Annotated in this window: 18 protein-coding genes and 1 pseudogene; 15 read left to right on the top strand and 4 right to left on the bottom strand. The window is 71.6% G+C overall.

Going from position 1 to position 22,696, the window contains the following annotated elements:
- From BFF77_RS07055 to BFF77_RS07040, 4 genes are all read left to right on the top strand, one after another.
- On the top strand, positions 1 to 2,584 hold a 2,584-nt coding region (locus tag BFF77_RS07055; protein ID WP_066945020.1), incomplete at its 5' end, for an OmpL47-type beta-barrel domain-containing protein.
- Between the two features lie 194 nt (positions 2,585 to 2,778).
- Positions 2,779 to 3,918, top strand: a complete 1,140-nt coding sequence (locus BFF77_RS07050) for an ROK family protein (RefSeq protein WP_066945018.1) — start codon at positions 2,779 to 2,781, stop codon at positions 3,916 to 3,918.
- 55 nt (positions 3,919 to 3,973) lie between these two features.
- A complete protein-coding gene (locus BFF77_RS07045; protein WP_107422094.1) occupies positions 3,974 to 4,831 on the top strand; it encodes a GNAT family N-acetyltransferase in 858 nt (285 codons plus the stop codon).
- A gap of 115 nt (positions 4,832 to 4,946) precedes the next feature.
- Positions 4,947 to 5,327, top strand: coding sequence for a VOC family protein (locus tag BFF77_RS07040; protein WP_066945013.1), 381 nt, complete (start codon positions 4,947 to 4,949; stop codon positions 5,325 to 5,327).
- Positions 5,328 to 5,422: 95 nt separating this feature from the next.
- Here BFF77_RS07040 and BFF77_RS07035 read toward each other — a convergent pair whose 3' ends face one another.
- Complete coding sequence (locus tag BFF77_RS07035) at positions 5,423 to 7,510, bottom strand: glycosyl hydrolase family 28-related protein (protein WP_066945010.1); 2,088 nt, start codon at positions 7,508 to 7,510, stop codon at positions 5,423 to 5,425.
- Between the two features lie 305 nt (positions 7,511 to 7,815).
- On the opposite strand from BFF77_RS07035, the gene BFF77_RS07030 reads away from it, so the two are divergent.
- Complete coding sequence (locus BFF77_RS07030; RefSeq protein ID WP_066945006.1) at positions 7,816 to 8,832, top strand: alpha/beta fold hydrolase; 1,017 nt, start codon at positions 7,816 to 7,818, stop codon at positions 8,830 to 8,832.
- 43 nt (positions 8,833 to 8,875) lie between these two features.
- Complete coding sequence (locus BFF77_RS07025; RefSeq protein ID WP_066945002.1) at positions 8,876 to 9,151, top strand: DUF2087 domain-containing protein; 276 nt, start codon at positions 8,876 to 8,878, stop codon at positions 9,149 to 9,151.
- A gap of 84 nt (positions 9,152 to 9,235) precedes the next feature.
- On the opposite strand, the pseudogene BFF77_RS32875 reads toward BFF77_RS07025, so the two are convergent.
- Positions 9,236 to 9,691, bottom strand: a pseudogene (locus tag BFF77_RS32875) (VOC family protein); the annotation flags it as partial.
- A 486-nt stretch (positions 9,692 to 10,177) separates the two neighbouring features.
- Here BFF77_RS32875 and BFF77_RS07015 point away from each other — a divergent pair.
- The 8 genes from BFF77_RS07015 to BFF77_RS06980 all read left to right on the top strand — a co-directional run bounded on the left by BFF77_RS07015 (position 10,178) and on the right by BFF77_RS06980 (position 19,958).
- On the top strand, positions 10,178 to 12,370 hold the full coding sequence (locus tag BFF77_RS07015; protein ID WP_066945029.1) for a hypothetical protein: 2,193 nt from the start codon (positions 10,178 to 10,180) through the stop codon (positions 12,368 to 12,370).
- 94 nt (positions 12,371 to 12,464) lie between these two features.
- Positions 12,465 to 14,066 carry a GT4 family glycosyltransferase PelF gene (gene pelF / locus BFF77_RS07010; RefSeq protein ID WP_079124899.1) on the top strand — a complete coding sequence of 534 codons (1,602 nt, stop codon included), beginning with the start codon at positions 12,465 to 12,467 and terminating at the stop codon, positions 14,064 to 14,066.
- Complete coding sequence (locus tag BFF77_RS07005; protein ID WP_066944998.1) at positions 14,063 to 15,478, top strand: hypothetical protein; 1,416 nt, start codon at positions 14,063 to 14,065, stop codon at positions 15,476 to 15,478. Before pelF ends, BFF77_RS07005 begins: the two co-directional genes overlap by 4 nt.
- Before the next feature lie 179 nt (positions 15,479 to 15,657).
- Entirely contained in the window at positions 15,658 to 16,659 is a 1,002-nt protein-coding gene (locus tag BFF77_RS07000) for an SDR family NAD(P)-dependent oxidoreductase (RefSeq protein WP_066944995.1), read from the top strand.
- Between the two features lie 81 nt (positions 16,660 to 16,740).
- Complete coding sequence (locus BFF77_RS06995; RefSeq protein ID WP_066944993.1) at positions 16,741 to 17,454, top strand: nucleotidyltransferase family protein; 714 nt, start codon at positions 16,741 to 16,743, stop codon at positions 17,452 to 17,454.
- Positions 17,455 to 17,461: 7 nt separating this feature from the next.
- A complete protein-coding gene (locus tag BFF77_RS06990) occupies positions 17,462 to 18,433 on the top strand; it encodes an NAD-dependent epimerase/dehydratase family protein (protein ID WP_066944991.1) in 972 nt (323 codons plus the stop codon).
- Complete coding sequence (locus BFF77_RS06985) at positions 18,430 to 19,092, top strand: spherulation-specific family 4 protein (protein ID WP_066944988.1); 663 nt, start codon at positions 18,430 to 18,432, stop codon at positions 19,090 to 19,092. Before BFF77_RS06990 ends, BFF77_RS06985 begins: the two co-directional genes overlap by 4 nt.
- On the top strand, positions 19,089 to 19,958 hold the full coding sequence (locus BFF77_RS06980) for an endo alpha-1,4 polygalactosaminidase (protein WP_079124898.1): 870 nt from the start codon (positions 19,089 to 19,091) through the stop codon (positions 19,956 to 19,958). The genes BFF77_RS06985 and BFF77_RS06980 overlap by 4 nt, the downstream gene beginning before the upstream one ends.
- Positions 19,959 to 20,040: 82 nt before the next feature.
- On the opposite strand, the gene BFF77_RS06975 is transcribed toward BFF77_RS06980, so the two are convergent.
- Positions 20,041 to 20,310 (bottom strand): hypothetical protein, encoded by a 270-nt coding sequence (locus BFF77_RS06975; protein ID WP_066945025.1) that lies wholly within the window; start codon positions 20,308 to 20,310, stop codon positions 20,041 to 20,043.
- Between the two features lie 49 nt (positions 20,311 to 20,359).
- On the bottom strand, positions 20,360 to 21,565 hold the full coding sequence (locus BFF77_RS06970) for a cysteine desulfurase-like protein (protein ID WP_066944986.1): 1,206 nt from the start codon (positions 21,563 to 21,565) through the stop codon (positions 20,360 to 20,362).
- Between the two features lie 200 nt (positions 21,566 to 21,765).
- Here BFF77_RS06970 and BFF77_RS06965 point away from each other — a divergent pair, with 200 nt between their 5' ends.
- Entirely contained in the window at positions 21,766 to 22,554 is a 789-nt protein-coding gene (locus BFF77_RS06965) for a TetR/AcrR family transcriptional regulator (protein WP_245703293.1), read from the top strand.
- The last annotated feature ends 142 nt before the right edge of the window (positions 22,555 to 22,696 follow it).

Raw genomic sequence — 22,696 nt, 5'->3', positions numbered from 1 at the left:
CCTGCGCGGCAAGATCCTCCGTATCCATGTCGAGGACGACGGCAGCTACACCGTCCCGGACGGAAACCTGTTCCCGGTCGGCACGGCCAGGACGCGTCCCGAGATCTTCGTGATGGGCCTGCGCAATCCCTTCCGGCTGGCGGTGGACCAGGCGACCGGCGCCGTGATGTGGGGCGACTACGGCCCCGACGCGGGCACGGCCGATCCGAACCGCGGTCCCATGGGATATGTCGAATGGCAGACCACGACCAAGGCCCTGAACAGCGGCTGGCCGTTCTGCACGGGTGACAACACCAAGCCCTACCGGGACTTCGACTTCGCGACGCTCACGCCCGGCCCGGCCTTCGACTGCGCCAAGCCGGTCAACGACTCGCGCTGGAACACCGGTCTGTCCGAGCTGCCGCCGGCCACCGCGGCCACGCTCTGGTACGGAGACCGCGACACCGACCAGCCCTGGCCCGAGCTGACCGCGTTCCGCGGCCCCGGCGGTCCGGGCGGCCAGGCGCCGATGGGCGGTCCGGTCTACCACTACGACGCGGACAACCCCTCGCCGGGCAAATTCCCCGAGTACTGGGACGGCAAGGCGCTCCTCGGCGAGTTCTCCCAGGACTACGTGGCGGCCCTCACCCTCGCGGGACCGGACGGACCGGTCACCAAGCTGGAGAACCTCCTCCCCAACAGCGAGCGGTCCGAGAACGGCATCCCGCCCTGGGACAACCCGATGGACCTGGAGTTCGGCCCGGACGGCGCGCTCTACGTACTGGACTACGGCGACGGATTCTTCCGCCAGAACCCCGACGCCGGTCTCTACCGGATCGACTACGCCGAGGGCAACAAGGCGCCCACCGCGGTGATCAGGGCCGACCGCACCTCGGGCCAGGCACCGCTGTCGGTCTCCTTCGACGCCACCGGCTCCAGTGACCCGGACGGCGGACAGCTCACCTATCAGTGGGACCTCGACGGTGACGGCGCCTTCGACGCCACCGGCCCCACTGCGAGCCGTACCTACCCGCAGAACGGGCAGTTCCAGGCCCGGCTGAAGGTCACCGACGCGCAGGGCAAGACGGGACTGTCAAGCCGTCAGATCACGGTGGGCAACACCGCCCCGACGGTCGGCATCACCTCACCGCCCGACGGCTCCTTCTTCAACTGGGGCGACGCCGTGCCGTACGCGGTCAGGATCGAGGACGTCGAGGACGGCGGTGTGGCCGACTGCGCCAAGGTCGCCTGGACCTTCGGCCTCGGACACAACCAGCACGGCCACCCGGTGAACAGCGGAACCGGCTGCTCGGGCGCGGTCGTGACACCGACCGACGCCGGGCACGGTGACACCGAGAACGTCTTCGGCGTCCTCGGCATCACCTACACCGACAAGGGCGCGGGCGGTGTGCCGCCGGCCACCGGTGACGCCCAGGTGGTGCTCAACCCGGCGCTGATGCAGGCCGAGCACCACGACTCCGCGCAGGGTGTCACGATCACCGACGACAGCGCCGCCTCCGGCCAGCGCAAGGTGACGTCCTTCGACGCCGGGGACTGGATCTCCTACGACCCGGTCAACTTCACGGGCATCACCGGTGTGCGGACGCGTGCCTCCGGCGCCGGCACCCTGGCGCTGCGCTGGAACTCCACGGACGCGGACCCGTTCGCGACCGTGTCCGTACCGGCCGGTGACGGCTGGCAGACCGTCACCACGGCCCTGTCCCAGGCGCCTTCCGGCAGCGGAAAGCTGTATGTCACCACCTCGGGCGGTGTCGATCTGGACGCCCTGACCTTCCAGGGTCCCGGCGTCGCCGACAAGACACCGCCGAAGGCGACCGCCACGCTCAGCCCGGCCCAGCCGAACGGCGGCAACGGCTGGTACACCGGCAATGTGTCGCTGAACGTCACCGCCACGGACAACGGCACGGTCAGCAGCCGTCAGTACTCCGTCAACGGCGGTACGACATGGCTGTCGGCCAACGCCGCCGTCACCCTCTCCACCGAGGGCACCACCACCGTCCTGTACCGGGCGACCGACAGCGGCGGCAATGTCTCCGAGGTCGGCACCCTGACCGTACGGATCGACAAGTCCGGGCCGTCGGTGGCGGTCACCGGCCTGGTCGCCGACGGCACCTACGGTGACTCCGAGCAGCCGGCGCCGGTCGTCACGGCCACCGACGCGGTCTCCGGTGGAGCCACCGCCACCACCACCCTGGACGGGGCGGCGGTCACCCCGGGTCAGCCCGTACAGCTCTGGAGGCTGCCGCTGGGAGGCCATGACCTCAAGGTCACGGCCCAGGACCGGGCGGGCAACACGACGACGAGGACCGTGCACTTCACCACCGGCACGTCCTTCGCCGATCTCGACGCGCTGCTCCCGCAGCTGCGCGCCGACGGCCTGATCACCGCGCAGGGCCAGCAGCGGCTGACGGTCCGGCTCGACCAGGCGCGGGCCCATGCCGCGGCCGGGCGGATCAGCCAGGCGGCGGCGGTGCTGGAATCGTTCGCCACCTCGGCGGCCGACACCGCCCTGGTGAACGACGCGGCGGCGCGCGCGGCCCTCGCGCGGGACGCTCGGGCCGTGAAGGGAGATCTCACCGACTGACCTTCTCCGAAGCCCTGTCCGAAGCGCTGTCCCGAAAGAGGGGGCAGCGCTTCGGACAACTTTTGGCGGAACGATCGAAAGTTTCATACGATCGAACAGTAATCCGTTGACCACAGTCGGCAGCCGCCGGCCCGGCGGCCCGGCGGTGCCTTGAGGAAGTGGAGCCCGTGAGCGTTCAGTACCGTGTATTGAGCATGCTGCGCGACAACGGCCCACTGTCCCGGGCCCAGTTGTCGGACAGAATGGAAGTACCACGCCCCCGGCTGCTCGCCGAACTCGACCGCATGGTCGCCACGGGGATGGTCCTGGAGGCGGGCCCGGCGGCCTCGCGCGGCGGCCGTCGCTCCACCCTCGTCCAGCTCGATCCCGGCCTCCGCTTCGCCGCCGTCGATCTCGGCGCCAGCTCGATCGACGTCGAGATCACGGACGGCGGCCTGCACCCCGTGGCCGCCTTCTCCGAGGCCGCCGACATCCGCTCGGGGCCGGTCGCCGTGCTGGACCGCGTCAGCGAACTCCTGCACAAGCTGCGCGCCCAGGGTCACTACACCCGTCTCGACGCGATCGGTATCGGCCTGCCGGGACCGGTCAGCTTCCGCAACGGTGTACCGGTCTCGCCGCCGATCATGGTGGGCTGGAACCGCTATCCCGTGCGTGACACGCTCGCGCGCGAGCACGGCTGTCCGGTGGTCGTCGACAACGACGTCAATGTGATGGCCCTCGGCGAGGCCCACAGCGGAGTGGCCAGATCCGTCGACCACCTGCTCTTCGTGAAGATCGGCAGCGGGATCGGCTCCGGAATGCAGCACCACGGCCGGATATACCGGGGCGCGGAGGGCTGCGCCGGGGACATCGGGCATATCCAGGTCGAGGCCGACGGGCCCGTCTGCTCCTGTGGCAACACCGGCTGTCTGGAGGCGTATTTCGGCGGAGTCGCGCTGGCCCGCGACGCTCTGGAGGCGGCTCGCTCCGGCCAGTCCCCGGCCCTCGCCGACCGGCTCGCCGCGCAGGGCACACTGACCGCCGTGGACGTGGCCGAATGCGCCACGGGCGGCGACAACGCCTCCGTCAATCTCATCCGGGCCGGCGGCCACCGCGTCGGCCAGGTCCTCGCCACCCTGGTCAGCTTCATGAATCCGTCGATGATAGTGATCGGCGGCGGTCTGTCGGGGCTCGGCTATGTCCTGCTCGCCGAGATCCGCAGCGTCGTCTACAAACGCTCGCTGCCGCTGGCCACGGGCAATCTGCCGATCGTGATGTCCGAACTCGGCCCGCGCGCCGGAGTCGTCGGAGCGGCGCTCCTGGCCAGCGAACTCGCCTACGGCGGGCCTTCCTGACAGGGCCGCCCGCGTGAGGCAGCTTGGAGTCCGGCTGTGACAGTGGAGGTCGGCAGTGGCAGTGACATTCGACATCGCGACGGCGAACGCGGACGACATCGCGCGGCTGCGCGGCTGGGCGGACGACGAGGGATGGAATCCGGGCAGATCCGACACACACGCGTTCTTCGCGGCCGATCCGTACGGGTTCCTCGTCGGGCGGCTGAACGGTGAGGCCGTCGCCTCCCTCTCCGCCGTGCGCTACGGAGCGGATTTCGGCTTCATCGGTTTCTACATCACCCGGCCGCGGGCACGTGGACAGGGCTACGGGATCCGGATCTGGCGGGCGGGAATGGCGCGGCTGGCCGGCCGCACCGTGGGTCTCGACGGGGTGGTAGACCAGCAGGAGAACTACCGCCGATCCGGGTTCCGCCGGGCGTGGAACAACATCCGCTACGAGGGCGTGCCGTCGGGCTGCGGCTCTTCGGCGGCTTCGGACGGCATCGCGCTGGTGGACGCCCGAACGGTTCCCTTCGACCGGCTGGCCGCCTACGACCGCCGGTTCTTCCCCGCACGGCGTGACGCCTTCCTCGCCTCGTGGATCAGCCTGCCGGACCGCACCGGCCTCGTCGCGGTGCGGGACGGCGAGCTGCACGGTTTCGCGGCCGTCCGTCCCTGCGCCGGAGCGGCACGGATCGGCCCGCTGTACGCCGCGTCGCCGCGCGTCGCGGCGGCGCTGGTGGACGGGCTCGCCTCGGCCCTACCCGGGCAGCCCGTGGCGATCGACATCCCCGACCGGAACAAGCCGTCGCTGGAGCTCGCGGAGCGGCTCGGGCTGAAACCCACCTTCGAGGCCGCGCGGATGTACACCGGCCCGGTCCCGGAGATGGATCTGCCGGGCCTGTACGGCATCACCAGCCTCGAACTGGGCTGACCGGCTCGAACCGGGTCGACAGGGTCCGGCCGGGCGTAGGCTGGACGGTCCGGGGTCTTCCGACCGGGGATCCGGCCGGATCCACCCGGGAGGCCCCAGGACGGGGAGGGATCCGATGCGTATCGACCGGCTCGACCACCTCGTGCTGACGGTGGCCGACATCGACACCACGGTCGACTTCTACGCACGTGTTCTCGGCATGACACCGGTCACCTTCGCCGGCGGGCGGCGTGCTCTCGCCTTCGGCCGGAGCAAGATCAATCTCCATCGGGCCGGAGCCGAGTTCGAGCCGAAGGCTCTGCGGCCCGTACCGGGCAGCGCGGACCTCTGTCTGATCGTCGGCGATCCCCTCGATCGCGTACGGGAGGAACTCGCCGCGCACGGCGTGCCGGTGGAGGAGGGTCCGGTCGAACGCACGGGCGCCGGCGGAGCGATCATCAGCGTGTATCTGCGGGACCCGGACGGCAATCTGATCGAACTCAGCAACTACCCCTGACACAGCACTCGCCGGCCGGACACGTCACGCGTCCGGCCGGACGGCGGGCGGCAGCCGGATCGGCCGGCTGCCGCTCCCGTGCGCTCAGAGGGATGTCACCAGGTGGACGGCGCCGGCGGGACGACCACCGGCGGCCTGTCGTCGCAGGTGATGGTGTTCGGCAGTTCCCACGGGGCGAGCCAGGCGCCGGTGGTGCCGCCGCCGTCGTTGCCGCCGAGGTCGGTCAGCGAGAACTCCGAGCCCGCTGGTGTGAAGTTGAACGATCCGCAGTTGTTGACACCGACCGCACCGACATTGCGGGCGTCCACGTTCTGGAAGGACGCCGAGCCCGCCACCCGCGCGCTGACCACCGAGGTGCCCGTGCCGTCGACCTTGATGTCCTTGAAGTGGACGTTGGTGATCGAGTACAGGTCCTTCACCGGCCAGTCGCTGACCAGCATGATCGCGTTGTAGGTGTTGTCGAGGAAGTGGTCCCCGGTGACCTGGATGTCGGCGTCGATGTTCTTCTCCAGCGCGTAGAACCAGATGGCGCCCAGGCCGATGTTCCAGTTCAGCTCGTACGTTCCGGCGCGGACCGTGGTGTTGTCGGTGATCCGCAGATGTCCGGTGAACGCCTCCGCGCCGAAGCGCGATCCGACCTGGATGGCGCTGCCCTCCCTGATCGGGTCGGCGATGAGGTTGTTGGAGACGGTGTTGTCCTTGCCGCCGTAGACGGCGATGCCATTGGCGAGCACCGGCGTCTGCACGGTGTTGTGGTCGAACGTGTTGCCCGCGTTGGCGGTCTTCTCCGACCACATGGCGAGACCGTCGTCGCCCGAGTTGCGGACGAAGTTGTCCGACACCACCGAATCCGTCACCCCGGTGTGGAAGTTGAGACCGTCGGCGATCTGGTCCACGATCACATTGTTGGTGATCCGCAGATTCGACATCGGTCCGTCGAACCAGAGACCGACCTTGGTGTGGCGGATGTAGAGGCCGTCGACGGTGGAGTCGCTCATCGCCCCGCCGACACCGTTCACCTGGTCGGTGTCGATGCGCTCACGGACGTCGCCCTCGATCGCGAAGCCGGACAGATGGACATCGGTACTGCCGCCGTCCGCCGCGTCCTTGCCGTAGAAGCCGACACCGGTGTGCACCGAGCCGTCCGGGGCCGGTGTGCTCAGCTCCACCTGACGGCCCTTGATGATGGTGTACCAACTGCCCGCGCCCACGATCGTGACGTCGTCGACGATGATGTGACGGTTCACCTGGTAGGTGCCCGGCGGTATGTACACCTTGAGATGCTTGCGCTTCGCGAAGGCGATCGCCGCGTCGATCGCGCCGGCGGAGTCACGCCGGCCGGACGGATCGGCGCCGAAAGCGAGGACGTTCGCGGCGAGGAGCTCCACACGCGGCTGACCGACGAGCTCCGAGTCGAGCAGATCGATCACCGTCCACGCGGCCCCGCTGCCGGCGGGCACCGTGAGCCGCACCTTGTCACCGGCGCGGTACTTCGCACCGAGCAGCAGACGCTGCTCGTCGTAGAAGTGGTTGGGCCGGAAGGGTTTGTCGATCACCGGGGCCGGGGTCGTGGCGCTCGGCACACACGAGCACTCGGTGATCCACCAGTCGGGGTGCAGCAGACCGGCGTTCGGGTCGTTCGAGAACGGATACTGGTTGTAGAGCCACGCGTACTGCGACGTCAGGGTCATGGTGGAGCGCTTCTTGCCGTTCACCGCGACATCGAGCGGTGCGGTGATGCCGCCGCCGTCGGGGGCGTCCGGAATGCTGTACCGCACGGTGATCGCGTCGGCCGCGCTCGGCAGGGTGAACTCGACGTGCCGGCCCGGTGTCAGCTTGACCGCCTTACGGCCCGACGCCTCGGCCGGCAGCGTGTACGCCGTACGGTCCGGGCCGATGACGGTGCCGTTCGTCGTGGCGTTCTCCGCCTCCTGCTCGACGAAGCCGACGCGCGCGCCTCTGCCCGCGACGAGCGACGGATCGAGGGCGGCGCGTGTCACGGCGGGGGCAGACGCGGCGGACACGGCCGGCACACCGCCGGAGCTCGTGCCGGCGAGGGCCGTACCACCGGCCGGCACGCTGAGACCGAGGACGACCGCGATCACGGCGACGACGGCCCTGGCGGTGCCGCGCGGTGGTCTGCCGGACCGTCTCGCCGCGACTCCTGTGATGCTCCATGACATCGGAATGCTCGTTTCTGTCGGGAGTGTGAACGCCTGTGCCGCTCGGCGGAGCGGACGCCATGAGGTGAGGTGACAGTAGGACCCGCGCAGCCCGTTCCACAAGGTTCATGCGAACTGATTTCGTCTCCTTGCCGCCCAAGTGCGTGCACTCGTTGGATTTTTGCGCTGACTGCCCGGTTCGTTGCCAGGGTTTCCGCAACGCAAAGACGGGGTTTGCCGGACCGGCAACGAAATTCGCGCTCGTCGTGGGTGCCCCGCATGATCGCGGGAGACCCGTTCCGCGGTGAGAGGCATCAGGAGGAACCATGCCCCAGCACAGCCGTCCGTCATCCGCTCCCGACCGGGATGTGCGCCACCGGCTGGTGCCCACGCCCGGCGGCCGTATCCATCTGGTGGAGCAGGGCACCGGCCCGCTGGTCCTCCTGGTGCACGGGTTTCCCGAGTCCTGGTACTCCTGGCGCCACCAGCTCCCGGCGATCGCCGCGGCGGGTTTCCGCGCGGTGGCCGTCGATGTACGCGGTTACGGGCGTTCGTCGAAGCCCGCCGAGGTGGAGGCGTACCGGATGGTCGAGCACGTCGAGGACAACGTGGCCGTCGTACGGGCGCTGGGCGAGGAGACCGCGGTGGTCGTGGGCCACGACTGGGGCTCGGCCATCGCCGCCAACAGCGCGCTGCTCAGGCCGGAGACCTTCACCGCCGTGGGACTCCTCAGTGTTCCCTACGCCCCGCGGAGCGGATTCCGGCCCACCGACGGCTTCTCCCTGATCGGTGGCGACGAGGAGTTCTACGTCAGCTACTTCCAGCGGCCCGGCCGGGCGGAGGCCGAGATCGAACCCGATGTCCGCGCCTGGCTGGCCGGGTTCTACGCCGGGCTCTCGGCGGACACGATGCCGGCGGCCGGCGAGGACAGCCTCTTCTTCGTCCCCCGGGGCGCGAAGCTCTCCGACCGCTTCACCGGGGACACCCTGCCGTCCTGGCTCGGCGAGGCCGACCTCGACTTCTACGCGGGCGAGTTCGAACGGACCGGGCTGACCGGCGCGCTCAACCGCTACCGCAATGTCGACCGGGACTGGGAGGATCTCGCCGCGTGGGACGGGGCACCGATCAGCCAGCCCTCGCTGTTCCTCGGCGGCGCCCTCGACGCCTCCCTGACCTGGATGGCCGACGCCGTCAAGGCCGGTCCCACGAATCTTCCCGGGCTCGTCTCCTCCCATGTCCTCGAAGGCTGCGGGCACTGGATCCAGCAGGAGCGCGCCGACGAGACCAGCCGGCTGCTGGTCGACTGGCTTCGAGTCCTGCCCGCCCCGGAGCGCCGCGCCTGAAAACGCGTTGCCCGCCGGCCGACGGGCTGACAGGCTTCCCGGCATGTCCGACCATGGATCCAGCGGTGCACAGGGCGTGGCCGCCCTCTTCTCCCGCGGGCGGCTGACGGCGATCCCGCGCAAGGCGGCCCGCCGGGAGCAGTTGCTCACGCATCTCACGGAGACGCTGTTCGAGCGGGACCGGACCTACAGCGAGCGCGAGGTGAACGAGGCACTGCTGACGGTCCACGAGGACTGTTCCGCGCTGCGCCGGTATCTCGTCGTGGCGGGCCTGCTGGTCCGGCCCAAGGACGGCAGCAGCTACCGGCGCGTCCGGTAGTCCGGTCAGTCCGGTGGTCCGGTCGCCACCGGCAGGGCGGGCGGAGCCGATCCGACGCGGTCTGCCGCCGTCGCCGGAGCCGGAGCCCGAGTCGGCCGGCGGGCGATCGGCGAAGACACCGTGAAGGATCCCGGTGGCCTGGCCCACCTCGATCAGATATCCGTCCGGATCACGCAGATAGCAGCGCAGTTCCGCCTTGCGGTCGACCGGCTCGGTCAGGAAGTGCGCGCCCTTCGCGGTGGCCTGCTCGTAGAAGGCGGCCAGATCGGCGACCCGTACGTTCAGGAACGACGAGACGGGGTCACCGGGAGCGGGCGGAGTGAGGATCACATCGGGCTTGTCCGGGGTGGGCCCGCCGCCCGGGTTCATGATGATCCAGCCGTTGGCCACCTTCACGATCGCGGGATTCTCGGCGAGCACCACCTCGCCGCCGAGGACGTCCGCGTAGAACCGGCTCGAAACGCCGACATCGCGCACGGTGAGGAAGTGCGTCAGGACCAGCCCCTGTGACGGTGCCGGAAGATCTTCTCGTCGTGCCATCGCCGTCTCCCTGGTTCACCCGCCCGGCGGCACCGCACCGCGTGCGGGACCGCGTGGCGCGGACGGGACCGCTCCGCCCTGTCCACTCTGCTGGCCCCGGGACGCCCGGGCAACTCAACGGGCGCCGACAGGGCCGCAATCGCGCCGAATGAGACGACCGGAGACGGAACGGACCACCGGCGCGCGGGGACAGGACACGGCGGGCCGTCCATATCCCGTTTTCCGTTGTGCCGTACGGACAGGGCGCGGCAAATGGCGATCACGGACATGCCGGGCCCGTCGGCGACGAGCGGCAGGAGACGCCGGGATCGCCCTCGTTTTTCCGTCATGTTTCACAACCGGCGCACGGAACCCGCACGCACCCATCACCATATGAGACATCAGTGCGCGGCGCCGGTCCTCCGTACGAGGGCCGGCGCCGCGCTGGGGGCCGGGGTCCGGCGGTCGGGAGAGCCGACCGGACCCGCCGGGGAGGGATTCGACCGCATGAAGCGGAGCATTCGCACGACCGCACTGACCACCGGAGCGCTGCTGCTCGCGCTCGCGTTACCCGCGGCGCCGGCACTCGCCGACGAACCGGCGCCCCGAATCGATCTGCGCGTCCTGGTGGTGACCGACGGCGGTCCGGCCACGGCCGCCATCGCCGCCGAACTGGACACCGCCGGTACGCCGTACACCCTGGTGGACCTGGGCCGCTCCGACCGGCCGGTGATCGGACCGGCCTTCCTGGCCGATACGGTGGACGGCCGGCCACGGGCGAAGTTCCAGGCCGTGGTCCTGCCCAACGACAACCCGTTCAGCGCCGGCTCGCCCGAGATGGCCGCCCTCGTCGCCTATGAGCGGACGTACGCGATCCCGCAGGTCGACGCGTACACCTACGCACGGCCCCAGGCGGGTCTCGAAGTCCCCACCAGCGGCGGCTACAGCGGTTCCGTGGACGGTGTACGGGCCAGGGTGACCCCCGCGGGCAGCGCGGGCCCGTTCGGCTATCTCGACGGCGAGGTGCCCTTCGAGGACAACGCGCCGGACGTCGGGGAGAGTTACGCCTACCTCTCCCGGCCGCGGGCCGGCGCCGACTTCACCACCTATGTGGACGCGCCGATACCCGGCTCCACCGCCCGGGGCTCGCTCGTCGGTGAGTACCGCCACGACGGCCGCCGGGAACTGGTGGTCACCTTTGTATACAACCAGTACCAGCAGCAGTTCAGGCTGCTCGCCCGGGGCATCGTCGACTGGATGACCGAGGAGATACGCCTCGGCCGGTCCCGGAACTACTTCGCCGTCCACGTGGACGACGTCTTCGGCTCCGACGACCGCTGGGACCCGCTGCTCAACTGCACTCCCGGCGATGTGGACTGCCCGCCGGGCCAGGGCACCCAGAGCGCCATCCGGATGTCGGTCGACGACGTGCGCGACGCCGCCGACTGGTCGCGCCGGCGCGGCTTCGCGCTCGATCTCGCGTACAACGGCGGGGGCAGCGACCAGCACCGCGAGGACAACGGCGGAGCCGATCCGGTCGCCGACGAATTCCTGGCCAGGCGTGCCGACTTCCGCTGGCTCAACCACACCTACGACCACGCGTTCCTCGGCTGCGAGCAGAACGTCACCGTCGTCCCGTGGAAGTGCGCCACCAACGCCGACGGCAGCACGCGCTATGTCAGCCGTACCGAGATCTCCCGGCAGATATCCGAGAACCGGCAGTGGGGCGAGCGGGCCGGACTCCCGCTGCGGAGCGACGAGTTGGTGACCGGTGAGCACTCCGGGCTGAAGGTTCTCCCGCAGCAGCCCGACGACAACCCGAATCTCGCTCCCGCGCTGGCCGACAACGGCATCGCATGGCTCGCCTCCGACAACTCCCGTGACCCGGGACAGCGCGGCGTCGGTCCCGCCCTCACCGTGGCCCGGTACCCGATCAACATCTTCTACAACGCGGGCCGGACGTCCGAGCAGGTCGACGAGTACAACTGGATCTACACCAGCCGGGCGCAGGGCGGCAGCGGTCTGTGCGAAGACCTCGCCAACACCACCTGCCTGCCCGCGCCGCTGGACACCGCCACCGGCTACACCGACCACATCGTGCCGCTGGAGACGAACATCGCCCTCGGGCATGTCCTCGCCAACGACCCGCGTCCGCACTTCGTGCACCAGTCCAATCTCGCCGAGGACCGGATCGGATACCCGGTCCTGGACGCGGTCCTGGACCGGTACACGGCGCTCCACGCCGACAACACGCCGCTGGTGAACCTGCGGATGAGCGACATCGGCGAGGAGCTGCGCGAGCGGACCGTCTGGAACAGCGCCGTCAGGAGCGGCGCCGTCACCGGCTACCGGATCGGCTCCGCCGTGACCGTGCAGGCGCCGGAGGGCACGGCCGTCCCGGCCACCATGCCGGCGGGGACGGTACAGAACCTCCCGGCGGGGACCACGGGCTTCGGGCAGCCGTACGCGGGAACCGTCTCCGGCTGGGTCTCGCGGGCGGCCGGCCAGACCGGTGTCACGCTCACGCTGCCGCAGGCTCTCGTACCGGCCCACGCCGGTCCTTCGGACGCCCTCGCCGGCGGAGCCGGCCCCGCCGGACGGACCGTGCGCCGCGCTGAGGAGCCGCCACTGCGGACCGCGCCGCACGCGCCGGTACCCGCCGGTGTCCTGCGGCCCGTGCGGCTCGGCATCGAGCGCTGATCGCGGCGCCTTCTTCCCGGCACCGGGTCCTGCCCGCCGCTCGGCCGGCAGGACCCGTGACGCCCCCGCACTCTTCTCGCCGTGGAGCACCTCCATGCCCCTGCGTCACCTCGCGCCGCGTCCCGGCGCGGCACGTGTCACCCTCCTCACCGAAGGCACCTATCCCCACAGTCACGGCGGCGTGAGCGTCTGGTGCGACCAGCTCGTCGGCGGTATGCCCGACATGGAGTTCCATGTGGTCGCCGTCACCGGAACCGGCCGCGAGAGCGCCGTGTGGGAGCTGCCCCCGCAGGTGACCGGGCTGGACTCGGTCCCGATGTGGGGGCCCGCCCCCGACGGGGTCCTGCCGCGCGGCCGCGCGCTGCGCCGGCTGATGGCCGCGTACGAACGGTTCCTGACGGCGCTGCTGGATCCGGCCGCCGAGAGCGGCTTCGCCCCCGCCCTCTACGAGATGGCGCGCGCCGCGCAGAACGGGACGCTCAGCCCCGCCCTGCGCGACAACCGCGCGGTGCGGATACTGACCGCCGTGTGGAACCGGCCGGGACTGGCCGTACGCGAGGCCCGCCCGACCCTGTACGACGCGGTCACCGCCACCGGGCTCCTGGAGCACGCGCTGCGCCCGTTCGCCGCCCGTCCGCCGGAGCGGGGCGTGAGCCACGCGGTCAGCGGCGGTGTCGCCGTGCTGCCGGGCCTGGCCGCGGCCGAACTCCACGGTGTCCCGCTGCTGCTGACGGAGCACGGCGTCTATCTGCGGGAGCGCTATCTCGGCTACCGGACCGCTCCTTACCGCTGGCCCGTCAAGGCGGTGCTGCTGGGCTTCTTCCGGCTGCTGGCGGAGGAGACGTACCGCAGGGCCGCCCTGATCACCCCCGGGAACCGCTACAACCGGGTCTGGGAGGAACAGGGCGGAGCAGATCCGCGGCTGATCCGTACCGTCTACAACGGAGTCGATCCCGCGGCCTTCCCGCCCGCCGGTCCCGAACCGGCGCTGCCGACCCTGAGCTGGGCGGGACGTGTCGATCCGATCAAGGACCTGGAGACCCTGATACGGGCGTTCGCGCAGGTCCGCGCGGAGCTGCCCGAGGCGCGGCTGCGGCTCTTCGGCGGCACTCCGCGCGGCGGCGAGGCCTACCGGGAGCGGTGCGAGGAGCTCGCCGCCTCCCTCGGCCACGGCGACGCGGTCACCTTCGAGGGGCGGGTCGACGACATCAAGGACGCCTACGCGGCGGGCAATGTGGTGATGCTCTCCAGCATCAGCGAGGGCTTTCCCTTCACCCTGATAGAGGCGATGTCGTGCGGACGGGCCACCGTCTCCACCGATGTCGGCGGCGTGCGCGAGGCGGTGGGACCGACCGGTCTGGTGGTCCCGCCGCGCGAGCCCGCCGCCATGGCGGCGGCGGCGCTGGAGCTGCTGGCCGATCCGCCCCGGCGGGCGGCGATGGGCGAGGCGGCACGGCTGCGCGTGATCGAGCAGTTCACGCTGAGACAGACGGTGGACACCTTCCGGGCCATCTATATGGAGCTGTCGGCGCTCGGCACCTCCGCCTCCACCCAGCCGTGGACCGCCGACCGGGAGCTGCCCGCGGAGGTGTCCCCGCGGATGCCCGCCGTCGGGTTCCCCCGCGCGGCGAGGGCGGCGGACCTCGCTCCGGCCGGGCATCCGGCCGTCGCCGACCTCGGGGGAATGGCGGGATGAGCGGCCCGATATCCCTGGAACCGGGCGACGGACAGGACGACACCCTCTCCCTGAGGCTGGCGAAGGACACGGCTCGCAGACCGAACGACACGACGCTCACGCTGCGGCTGCCCCGTACCGGCCATGTCGGGCGGCGCTCGCGGACCGACGATCCCGTGGACCGGCTGGCGGCCGAACTGGCCGAACGGATAGGGCCCGCCGTGCACGCGTACGAAGTGGCCGCGCTGCTGGAGTCCGAAGGGCTGACCAGTGAGCGGATACAGGGTCAGTACGGGCATCCGGATCTGTTCTCGCTCGCCGAGGACCTGTTCCGCAAGGTGCCCCGCAGCTTCCCGGAACCGCCACCACCGCCCGATCCCTGGGCGCCCGACCATGTGCGGTGCGCCCTGCGCGGCGCGCTGTTCGCCCTGCCGGCCCTGGCCTACCTGCTGGTTCCTCCGCTGTGGCAGGGCGGACGGGAGACCCAGGGGCTGATCGCCGCCGCGCTGCTCTCCTGGGCGTGGGGCCAGGGCCTCGGGCACCGTACCCATCTGCGGCTCGTGGCCGGCCGGCACGAGGCCGGCCGGACGCTGCTCGCCGGCGCACCGGCGGGAGCGCTGCTGGCGTCGGCGGTGGGAGCCGCCGTCGCCGGGCCCGGTCCCGCGGCGCTCTTCGCCGTGGCGCAGTCCTGCTATCTCGCGGCGGCGGGCGTCCTGCTGGTGCTCGGCAGGGAACGCGTCCTGCTGGCCGCGCTCGTTCCGGTGGCCGCGGGGGCGGCGGCGCTGCCCTGGTGGGAGCCCGGTCCGCTGCCGCGCACCGCGCTTCCCCTGCTCACCCTGGCGCTGGCCGTCGGGGCGGCGGGCCATGCCGTACGGGGAACGCTCAAGGTGCCGCCGGGGCCCGAAGGGCGGCGGCCTCCTCCGGCGGCCTCCCTGCCGTACGGTCTGTTCGGTCTGGCGGCCGGAGTGCTGGTGCTGTCCGTGGGGCGCGGCCACACGCTCGCGGTGGTCGTCCTGACCGTGAGCATGGGCCCGGCGGAATGGCTGCTGTACCGCTACCGCGGGCTCTCGGTGGCGGCCCTGCGCGCCACCACGACCCCCCGTGCCTTCCGGCTGCGCCAGACCGCCGTCCTGACGGTCTGTCTGGTGGCCTATGTGCTGCCGCTGATCCCGGGAGCGCTGCTGACCGGCGCCGATCCTCTGCCGCTGGCCGCGCTGGGAGCGACGCTGTGGACGGCTCTGCTGCTCCAGGCGTTCGGTATCGGCCGGCTACCGGCGGCGATCTGCTGCACGGTGGCGGCGGGCCTCACCGCCGTGCACCTGCTGCACGGGCCACCGGGGCCCCTGACGCTCGCACTGTCCTGCGGCGCCGCGGCGGCCGTACTCGCCGGCTGCGTGCTGTGGCTGCTGGGCAGACCGACGGCGCACGCCTGACCCGACCGACGCGCCCGACGCGCCCGCGCGGCTGCCGCCCGCCGCCGCACCCGGCAGGCCCGCCGCCGCCCGCCCCGTGTCCGACCCGGGCCACCGGTGATCACCACCGGTCCCCGCACGGCCACACGTCCCTGACCATCCATCCACGACCACCCGCAGACAAACCGAGGAGACACCCGTTGACATCCGTACCGCTCGTAGCCGTCACCGGAGCCGAGGGCTTCATCGGCTCGCATCTGACCGAGGCACTCGTGGCGTCCGGACACCGGGTCCGGGCCATGGTGCAGTACAACTCCTTCTCCTCGTACGGCTGGCTGGACAGCGTTCCGTCCGATGTGCTCGACCAGGTCGAGATCGTGCTCGGGGACGTCCGTGACCCGGGATCCGTCCGGGCCCTGGCCGAGGGCGCCGAGACGGTCTACCACCTGGCCGCGCTCATCGCGATCCCCTACTCGTACCAGGCACCGCACAGTTACGTGGACACCAATGTGACCGGCACCCTCAATGTGCTGGAGACGGTCCGCGCCCTGGGCACTCCGCGGCTGGTGCACACCTCCACCAGCGAGACCTACGGCACCGCGCGCACCGTGCCCATCACCGAGGACCATCCCATCCACACCCAGTCGCCGTACGCGGCGTCCAAGGCGGGCGGCGACCGGCTCGCGGACAGCTACCACGCCAGTTTCGGCACTCCGGTGGTCGTGCTGCGCCCGTTCAACACCTACGGCCCGCGCCAGTCCATGCGGGCCGTGATCCCCACGGTCATCGGCCAGGTCGCCGCCGGTTCACGGACCGTCACCCTCGGGGACCTGCGGCCCACCCGCGACTTCACCTTCGTCTCCGACACCGTCCGCGCCTTTCTCGCCGTGGGGACCGCTCCGGCCTCCACCGTCGTGGGCCGGACCTTCAACGCGGGGACGGGGGACGAGATCTCCATCGGTGATCTGGTCCGGCTGATCGGCAAGGTGATGGACGCCGAACTGACCGTACGGGAGGACGAGCAGCGTATCCGTCCCGCCGACTCCGAGGTGATGCGCCTGGTCGCGGACGCCGGCCGGCTGCGCACGGCCACCGGCTGGGCACCGGAGCACAACCTGGAGAGCGGGCTGGCCCGTACGGCCGACTTCTTCCGCGATCCGGCGAATCTCGCCCGCTACAAGGCCGGTGTCTACCACATCTGATCCGCGCTCCACCTCGATCACGGCACCCGATCTCGTCACCGGCGGCCTCCGCCGACCGGTCCACAGACAGGGAGACATCCCATGCACGCAGTGATCCTCGCCGGTGGCAAGGGCGTCCGGTTACGCCCGTACACCACGGCGCTGCCCAAACCTCTTGTACCGATCGGCGATCAGCACGCCATCCTGGAGATCGTGCTCCGTCAGCTCGCCGCCGCGGGATTCACCAGTTGCACCCTCGCCATCGGCCATCTGGGAGAGATCATCCGTGCCTATGTGGGCAGCGGCTCCCGCTGGGGGCTCCGGATCGACTACTCCACCGAGGAGAGCCCGCTGGGCACCCTGGGCCCGCTCCTGACCATGCGGGACCGGCTGCCCGAGACCTTTCTTGTGATGAACGGCGACATCCTCACCGATCTCGACTACCGCGATGTGCTGCTGCGCCACCGCGATTCCGGCGCGCCGTTGACGATCACCACCTACGCGCGCAAGGTGCACATCGACTTCGGTGTGCTGACCACGGACGCCGGGCGGGTCATCGGTTTCACCGAGAAGCCGAGCGTGGACTACCGGGTCTCGATGGGCGCGTACGGGCTGAGCCGGTCGACTCTCGACGCCTACACCCCGGGGCTGCCGCTCGGCTTCGACGAACTCGTCCTCGATCTGCTCAGATCGAGCAATCCCCCGCATGCCTACGAGTTCGACGGATACTGGCTCGACATCGGCCGCCCCGACGACTACGACCGCGCCAACGCCGAGTTCACCACCTACCAGTCCCTTCTGCTCAAGGGAGCCTGAGCACCTCATGCGCATCCTCGTCCTGGGCCTCACCGGATACCTGGGCGGACACGCCGCCGAACAGCTTCGCGCCCTGCCCGGCGCGCGGCTGCTCGGCGGCGGCCGGGGCCCGGCCGCGGGCCTGGCCATCGACCTCGCCACCATCGGCTCCCGTCAACTGGCGGACATGATCGCCTCCTTCGCACCCGACGCGGTCGTCAACTGCGCCGGAGCCGTCGGCGGGGACGCCGTGACACTCGCCGAGGTCAACGCCAGGGGGCCCGCCGTGCTCTGCGCCGCTCTGCGCGAGGCGGCTCCCCAGGCGCGGCTGGTCCATCTCGGATCCGCCGCCGAGTACGGTCCGACCGCCCGGGGCGAGCGGGTCACCGAGAGCGCCGCCACCCGGCCGGCCGGTCCCTACGGTGCCACCAAGCTCGCGGGCACCGTCGCCGTCACCGCGTCCGGGCTGGACTCCGTCGTCCTGCGCGTGGGCAACCCGGTCGGGCCCGGCGCGCCGGCGGCCGGGCTGCCCGGCCGTCTCGTCCAGCAGCTCCGGGGGGCCGGACGGCCCGGGGAGGACCCGGACGCCGTCGTGCGTCTCGGCGATCTGTCGGCCTACCGCGACTTCGTGGACGTACGGGACATCGCCCGTGCGGTCGTCCTGGCCACCACCGCGCCGGGCCCGCTGCCTCCCGTACTGAACATCGGCGGGGGGCGGGCCCTGCCGGTCCGTGAGCTGGTGCACGGCCTGGCACGGGCGGCGGACTTCCGGGGCAGGATCGAGGAGAGCCGGGACGGCTCCCCGCGCTCCTCCGACGTGTCCTGGCAGTGCTCGGACATCACCGCCGCCGCGAGCGCGCTCGGCTGGGTCCCCCGCTACGGGCTGGCGGAGTCCCTGAGCGATCTGTGGGCCTCGGCGCGCACCGAGCCGGAGTCCGCACCGGCACCGACGGCGGTACCAGTGCAGGCGCAGGCACCGGCCGGGGACCGTGTCCGATGAGCCTGCTCGTACCGCTCTACATCCATCCCGTCGAGGATCCGGCCGCCTGGCGGCTGCTGACCTCGGAGGCCGACCGTGTCTACGGCGTCGTGCTCAACCCCGGTGACGGCCCCGGCCGTTCCTCCGATCCCGCCTTCGTCTCCGCCGCGCGTGCGCTGCGCGACGCGGGCATCCGCGTCCTCGGTTATGTCGATCTCGCCTACGGGAAGCGGCCGGGCACCGCCGTACGGGACGATCTCGACCGCCACCGTGAGTGGTACGACGTCGACGGCTGCTTCCTCGACCGCGCGCCGGCCGGGGCCGCCGAACTGCGCCGCTGCCGCCGTCTGGTCCGTGCCGCACGGCGCCGGGGAGCGGCCACGGTCGTACTCAACCCGGGTGTTCATCCGGCCCGCGGCTATGCCCGGATCGCCGACCTGATCGTCACCTTCGAAGGGCACTGGACGACCTATCTGTCTCCCTTCGTCCGCCCGCGCTGGACCTCCCGCCATCCGTCCGAGCGGTTCTGCCATCTCGTGTACGGCGTACCGCCCGCGCTGACCGGGCTCGCCGTACGTACCGCGCTGGAGCGTGGCGCGGCCGTCTCCTGCCCGGTCGCGGGCGAGCTGCCCAACCCATGGGCGGCGCCGCCGTTCGCCCTGTTGCGGAAGGCGCCATGACGCGTCCGCCCCTCGCCCGGCCGTTCCGCCGCGCCCGGCGCCGACCGCGCGCGCTCCTCGCGCCCCTCGCCGTCCTCGTGGCTGCCCTCGCGCTGCTCCCGCTGATGACGGGCTGCTCGGCGACCGGCCCGGGGAAGGGCACGGCGTCCGGGAAGCCCGCTCCCGCCGGGCGCTGGGCACCCCGGCCGGGCACCGCCTGGCAGTGGCAGCTCGACGGCCGGGTGGATCCCGGGGCCGACGTGCCCGTGTACGACATCGACGGTTTCGAGAACACCGCCGCCGATGTCGCCCGTCTCCACCGGGACGGGCGGAGGGTCATCTGCTACATCAACGCCGGTGCCTGGGAGGACTTCCGTCCGGACAGCGACGCCTTCCCGGCCTCCGTCCGTGGTCGGCCCAACGGCTGGGACGGCGAGCGCTGGCTCGACATCCGGCGCCTCGACCTCCTGAGGCCGCTGATGGAGAAGCGCTTCGACATGTGCCGGGCGAAGGGGTTCGACGCGGTCGAACCCGATCTGCTCGACGGCTATCTCAACGACACCGGATTCCCGCTCCGCGCCGCCCATCAGCTCGCCTACAACCGTATGATCGCCCGGATCGCGCACCAGCGAGGTATGTCGGTCGGACTCAAGAACGATCTGCCGCAGGTGCCCGCGCTCGTGGACACCTTCGACTTCGCCGTGAACGAGGAGTGCGCCCAGTACGACGAGTGCACGCTGCTCACCCCCTTCGTGCGGGCCGGGAAGGCCGTCCTCCATGTCGAATACGCGCTGTCCACCGAGGACTTCTGCGCGCAGAGCCGCCGTCTGGGGTTCTCGTCCATGCGCAAGAACCTCGATCTCGACGCCTGGCGCCGCCCCTGCTGACCCGCCCGGCCGGCCGGCAGCGGACTTGGACCGGCCCACCAGTCGGACCGGCCCGCCGACCGCGCCCAGACACCGGGGCCGGTCAGGGCGTGTCGCCCTGCCAGTCCCAGCGCTCCGGGTCGGCGGGCCTGGGCCCGTACAGGGCATGGCCGCCGGGGCCGTAGGAGCCTATCTCGGTGTCCAGCGCGGCACCCCCGGCGAGCCGCCGGTCGGTCCAGCCGGTGACATCCAGCAGCAGACCGTCCAGCGGCCCGGCGACCAGCTCCCGGTAGACATGGCCGGGCCGGGGTCCCGGGTCCGGATCGTCGTGGTCGGCGCCGTACACCCGTCGTCGCCGCAGCAGTTCGTCCATGGCGAGCAGCATCGCACCCGCCACTGACAATCCCCCTCGGCGGTCGCCGTCAGGGGGTCAGTTCCGCCACTGCCTCCAGCAGCCGGTCGACGTCGGAGCGGTCGTTGTAGTGCACGAGCCCGGCACGGACCGCGCCGCCGGTCTCCCGCAGCCCCAGGGCCTCGGTCAGCTCCCAGGCGTAGCAGTGGCCGTCCCACACATTGACCCGACGGGACGCGAGATGTTCGGCGACCTCCCCCGGCGTGTGTCCCGCCACCCGGAAGTAGGCGGTCGCGGTGCGCCGCGCGGGCCTTCCGTGGAGTGTGACGCCGGGCAGTTCCTCCAGCCCGCGCAGCATCACCCCGAACAGCTCACGCTCGGCCGACTCCACCGCGCCCATGGAGACGAGCAGCCGCTCGCGCCGGCCGCCCTCTCCGGGTCCGGCCAGGCCGGCCAGATGGTCGACGGCGGCGGTCACCCCGGCCAGATCCGCGAAGGGCGGTGTCCCGGTCTCGAAGCGCAGCGGCACGGTGCCGGGCGAGCAGGCCAGCCGGTCCGGACGCAGTGTGCCGAGCAGCTCCGGGTCCGCGGCGACCGCGCCGATGTGCGGGCCCGACCACTTGTAGGCGCTGGTGGCGTAGAAATCCGCACCCAGCGCGCGGGCGTCGACCGGGCCGTGCGGGGTGGCGTGCACCCCGTCGACGAAGGTCAGGGCGCCGACCGCGTGTGCCTTGGCGGTGATGGCCACGACATCGGGTCGGGTGCCGAGGATGTTGCTGGCCGCCGTCACCGCCACCAGCCGGGTGCGTTCGCCGAGCAGCGTGTCGTACTGCTCCACCGGCAGCTCGCCCGTCGCCGGGTCGGCCTCGGCCCACCGTACGACCGCGCCCGCGCGGGCCGCGGCCTGTATCCACGGGCGGATGTTCGCGTCGTGGTCGAGCCGGGAGACCACGATCTCGTCACCGGGCCGCCAGGTGGCGGCGAGGGTCTGGGAGAAGCGGTAGACGAGCGAGGTGGTGTTCTGTCCCAGCACGATGCCCTCCGGGACTCCGCCGACCAGATCGGCGACGGCACGGCGGCACTCCGCGACGATCTCTCCCGAGTACCGGCTGGCGGCGAAGGAGCCGCCCGCGTTTCCGATCCCGGTCCGGTACGCGGCGGTGATCGCGTCGATGACCACGGCCGGCACCTGGGTGCCCGCCGCGCCGTCGAGATAGGCCGTTCCGTCGGCGAGCGCGGGGTAGGCCGCACGTACCGTTGCCACGTCGAAGGTCATTGCCATGACTCCTCTCGCTGGTTCCTCGCGGATTCCCGCTGATCTCTCGTGGATTCCTCGCGGACTCCCGTGCCGGATCCGGCCGCTTCTTGTCGATCAGCGGTGCGACGCTGGAGCATATCCCCGTCCGCCGCTCCCCCTTGCGGGTCCGGTCGGTCCCCGCCCGCCACGTCCGGTCCGCGTCCGCGCGTCCACCTGCGGTGCGGGGCGCGTCCGTCGGCGGGGCCGGCGTCGAACAGCCGGGCGGGCACGACCGCTCGTTCAACGGATCCACGGGGAGCACATGTGCGGGGACGGACCGCCTGGCCGCACCACGACCGGTCCGCCGATCCGGACCGGCCGACCGGCCCGGCTCCCGGTGCGAGAGCGCTCAGGACAGGAGGGCCGACAGCAGCGGACGGCAGGCGGCGGCGCGCAACCGCGCCGCGATCCTGGACGCCTGCCGGGAGTCGCTGCTGCGGGACGGCTACCGGGCCACCTCGGTCCAGGCCGTCGCCCGGCGCGCGGGCGTCTCCGTACCGACGGTGTACAAGGTGTTCGGCGGCAAGCGGGAACTGGTCAAGGCCGTCTACGACACCACCCTGGCGCAGGACGACGAACCGGTGCCCATGCACGCCCGGCCGGAGCTGCGTGCCGTACTCGCGCAGACCGACCCGGTGGTGAAACTCGCCGGTTACGCGCGATTCGTGGCGGGCGTCCATGAGCGCCTGGCCCCGCTGACCGCCGTCCTGTCCGCCGCCGATCCGGAGCTGGCCGAGCTGGCCGCCGTCACCGACCGGGAGCGGCTGGCAGGCACCGGAGCGTTCACCGACCACCTCGCGGCGGCCGGGATGCTGCGTCCCGGCCTGGATCCGGTCCTGGCGGCGGACTCCTGCTGGCTGCTGACCTCTCCTCAGGTCCACGAACGTCTGACGCGCGAGCGCGGCTGGACCGCGTCCGAGTACCGGCAGTGGCTCGCCCGGATGCTCGCGGCGGCGCTGCTGCCGTGACACGGGAGCGGCGCACCGCACACGGCCGGCCTCCCGTGACCCGCGTCACGGTTTTCGCCACCTTGTCGACCGACCGAACATTCGGTTAGCGTCGGTCCCGTCAAGAATCGGGCACCGCCGTCGCCCGCCGGCGGGCGGCTCC

The organism is Streptomyces lushanensis, assembly GCF_001700515.1.
Lineage (GTDB): Bacteria > Actinomycetota > Actinomycetes > Streptomycetales > Streptomycetaceae > Streptomyces > Streptomyces lushanensis.
The sequence above is the reverse complement of the archived record's forward strand: the minus strand, read 5'-3'. Positions and strand labels throughout refer to the sequence as shown.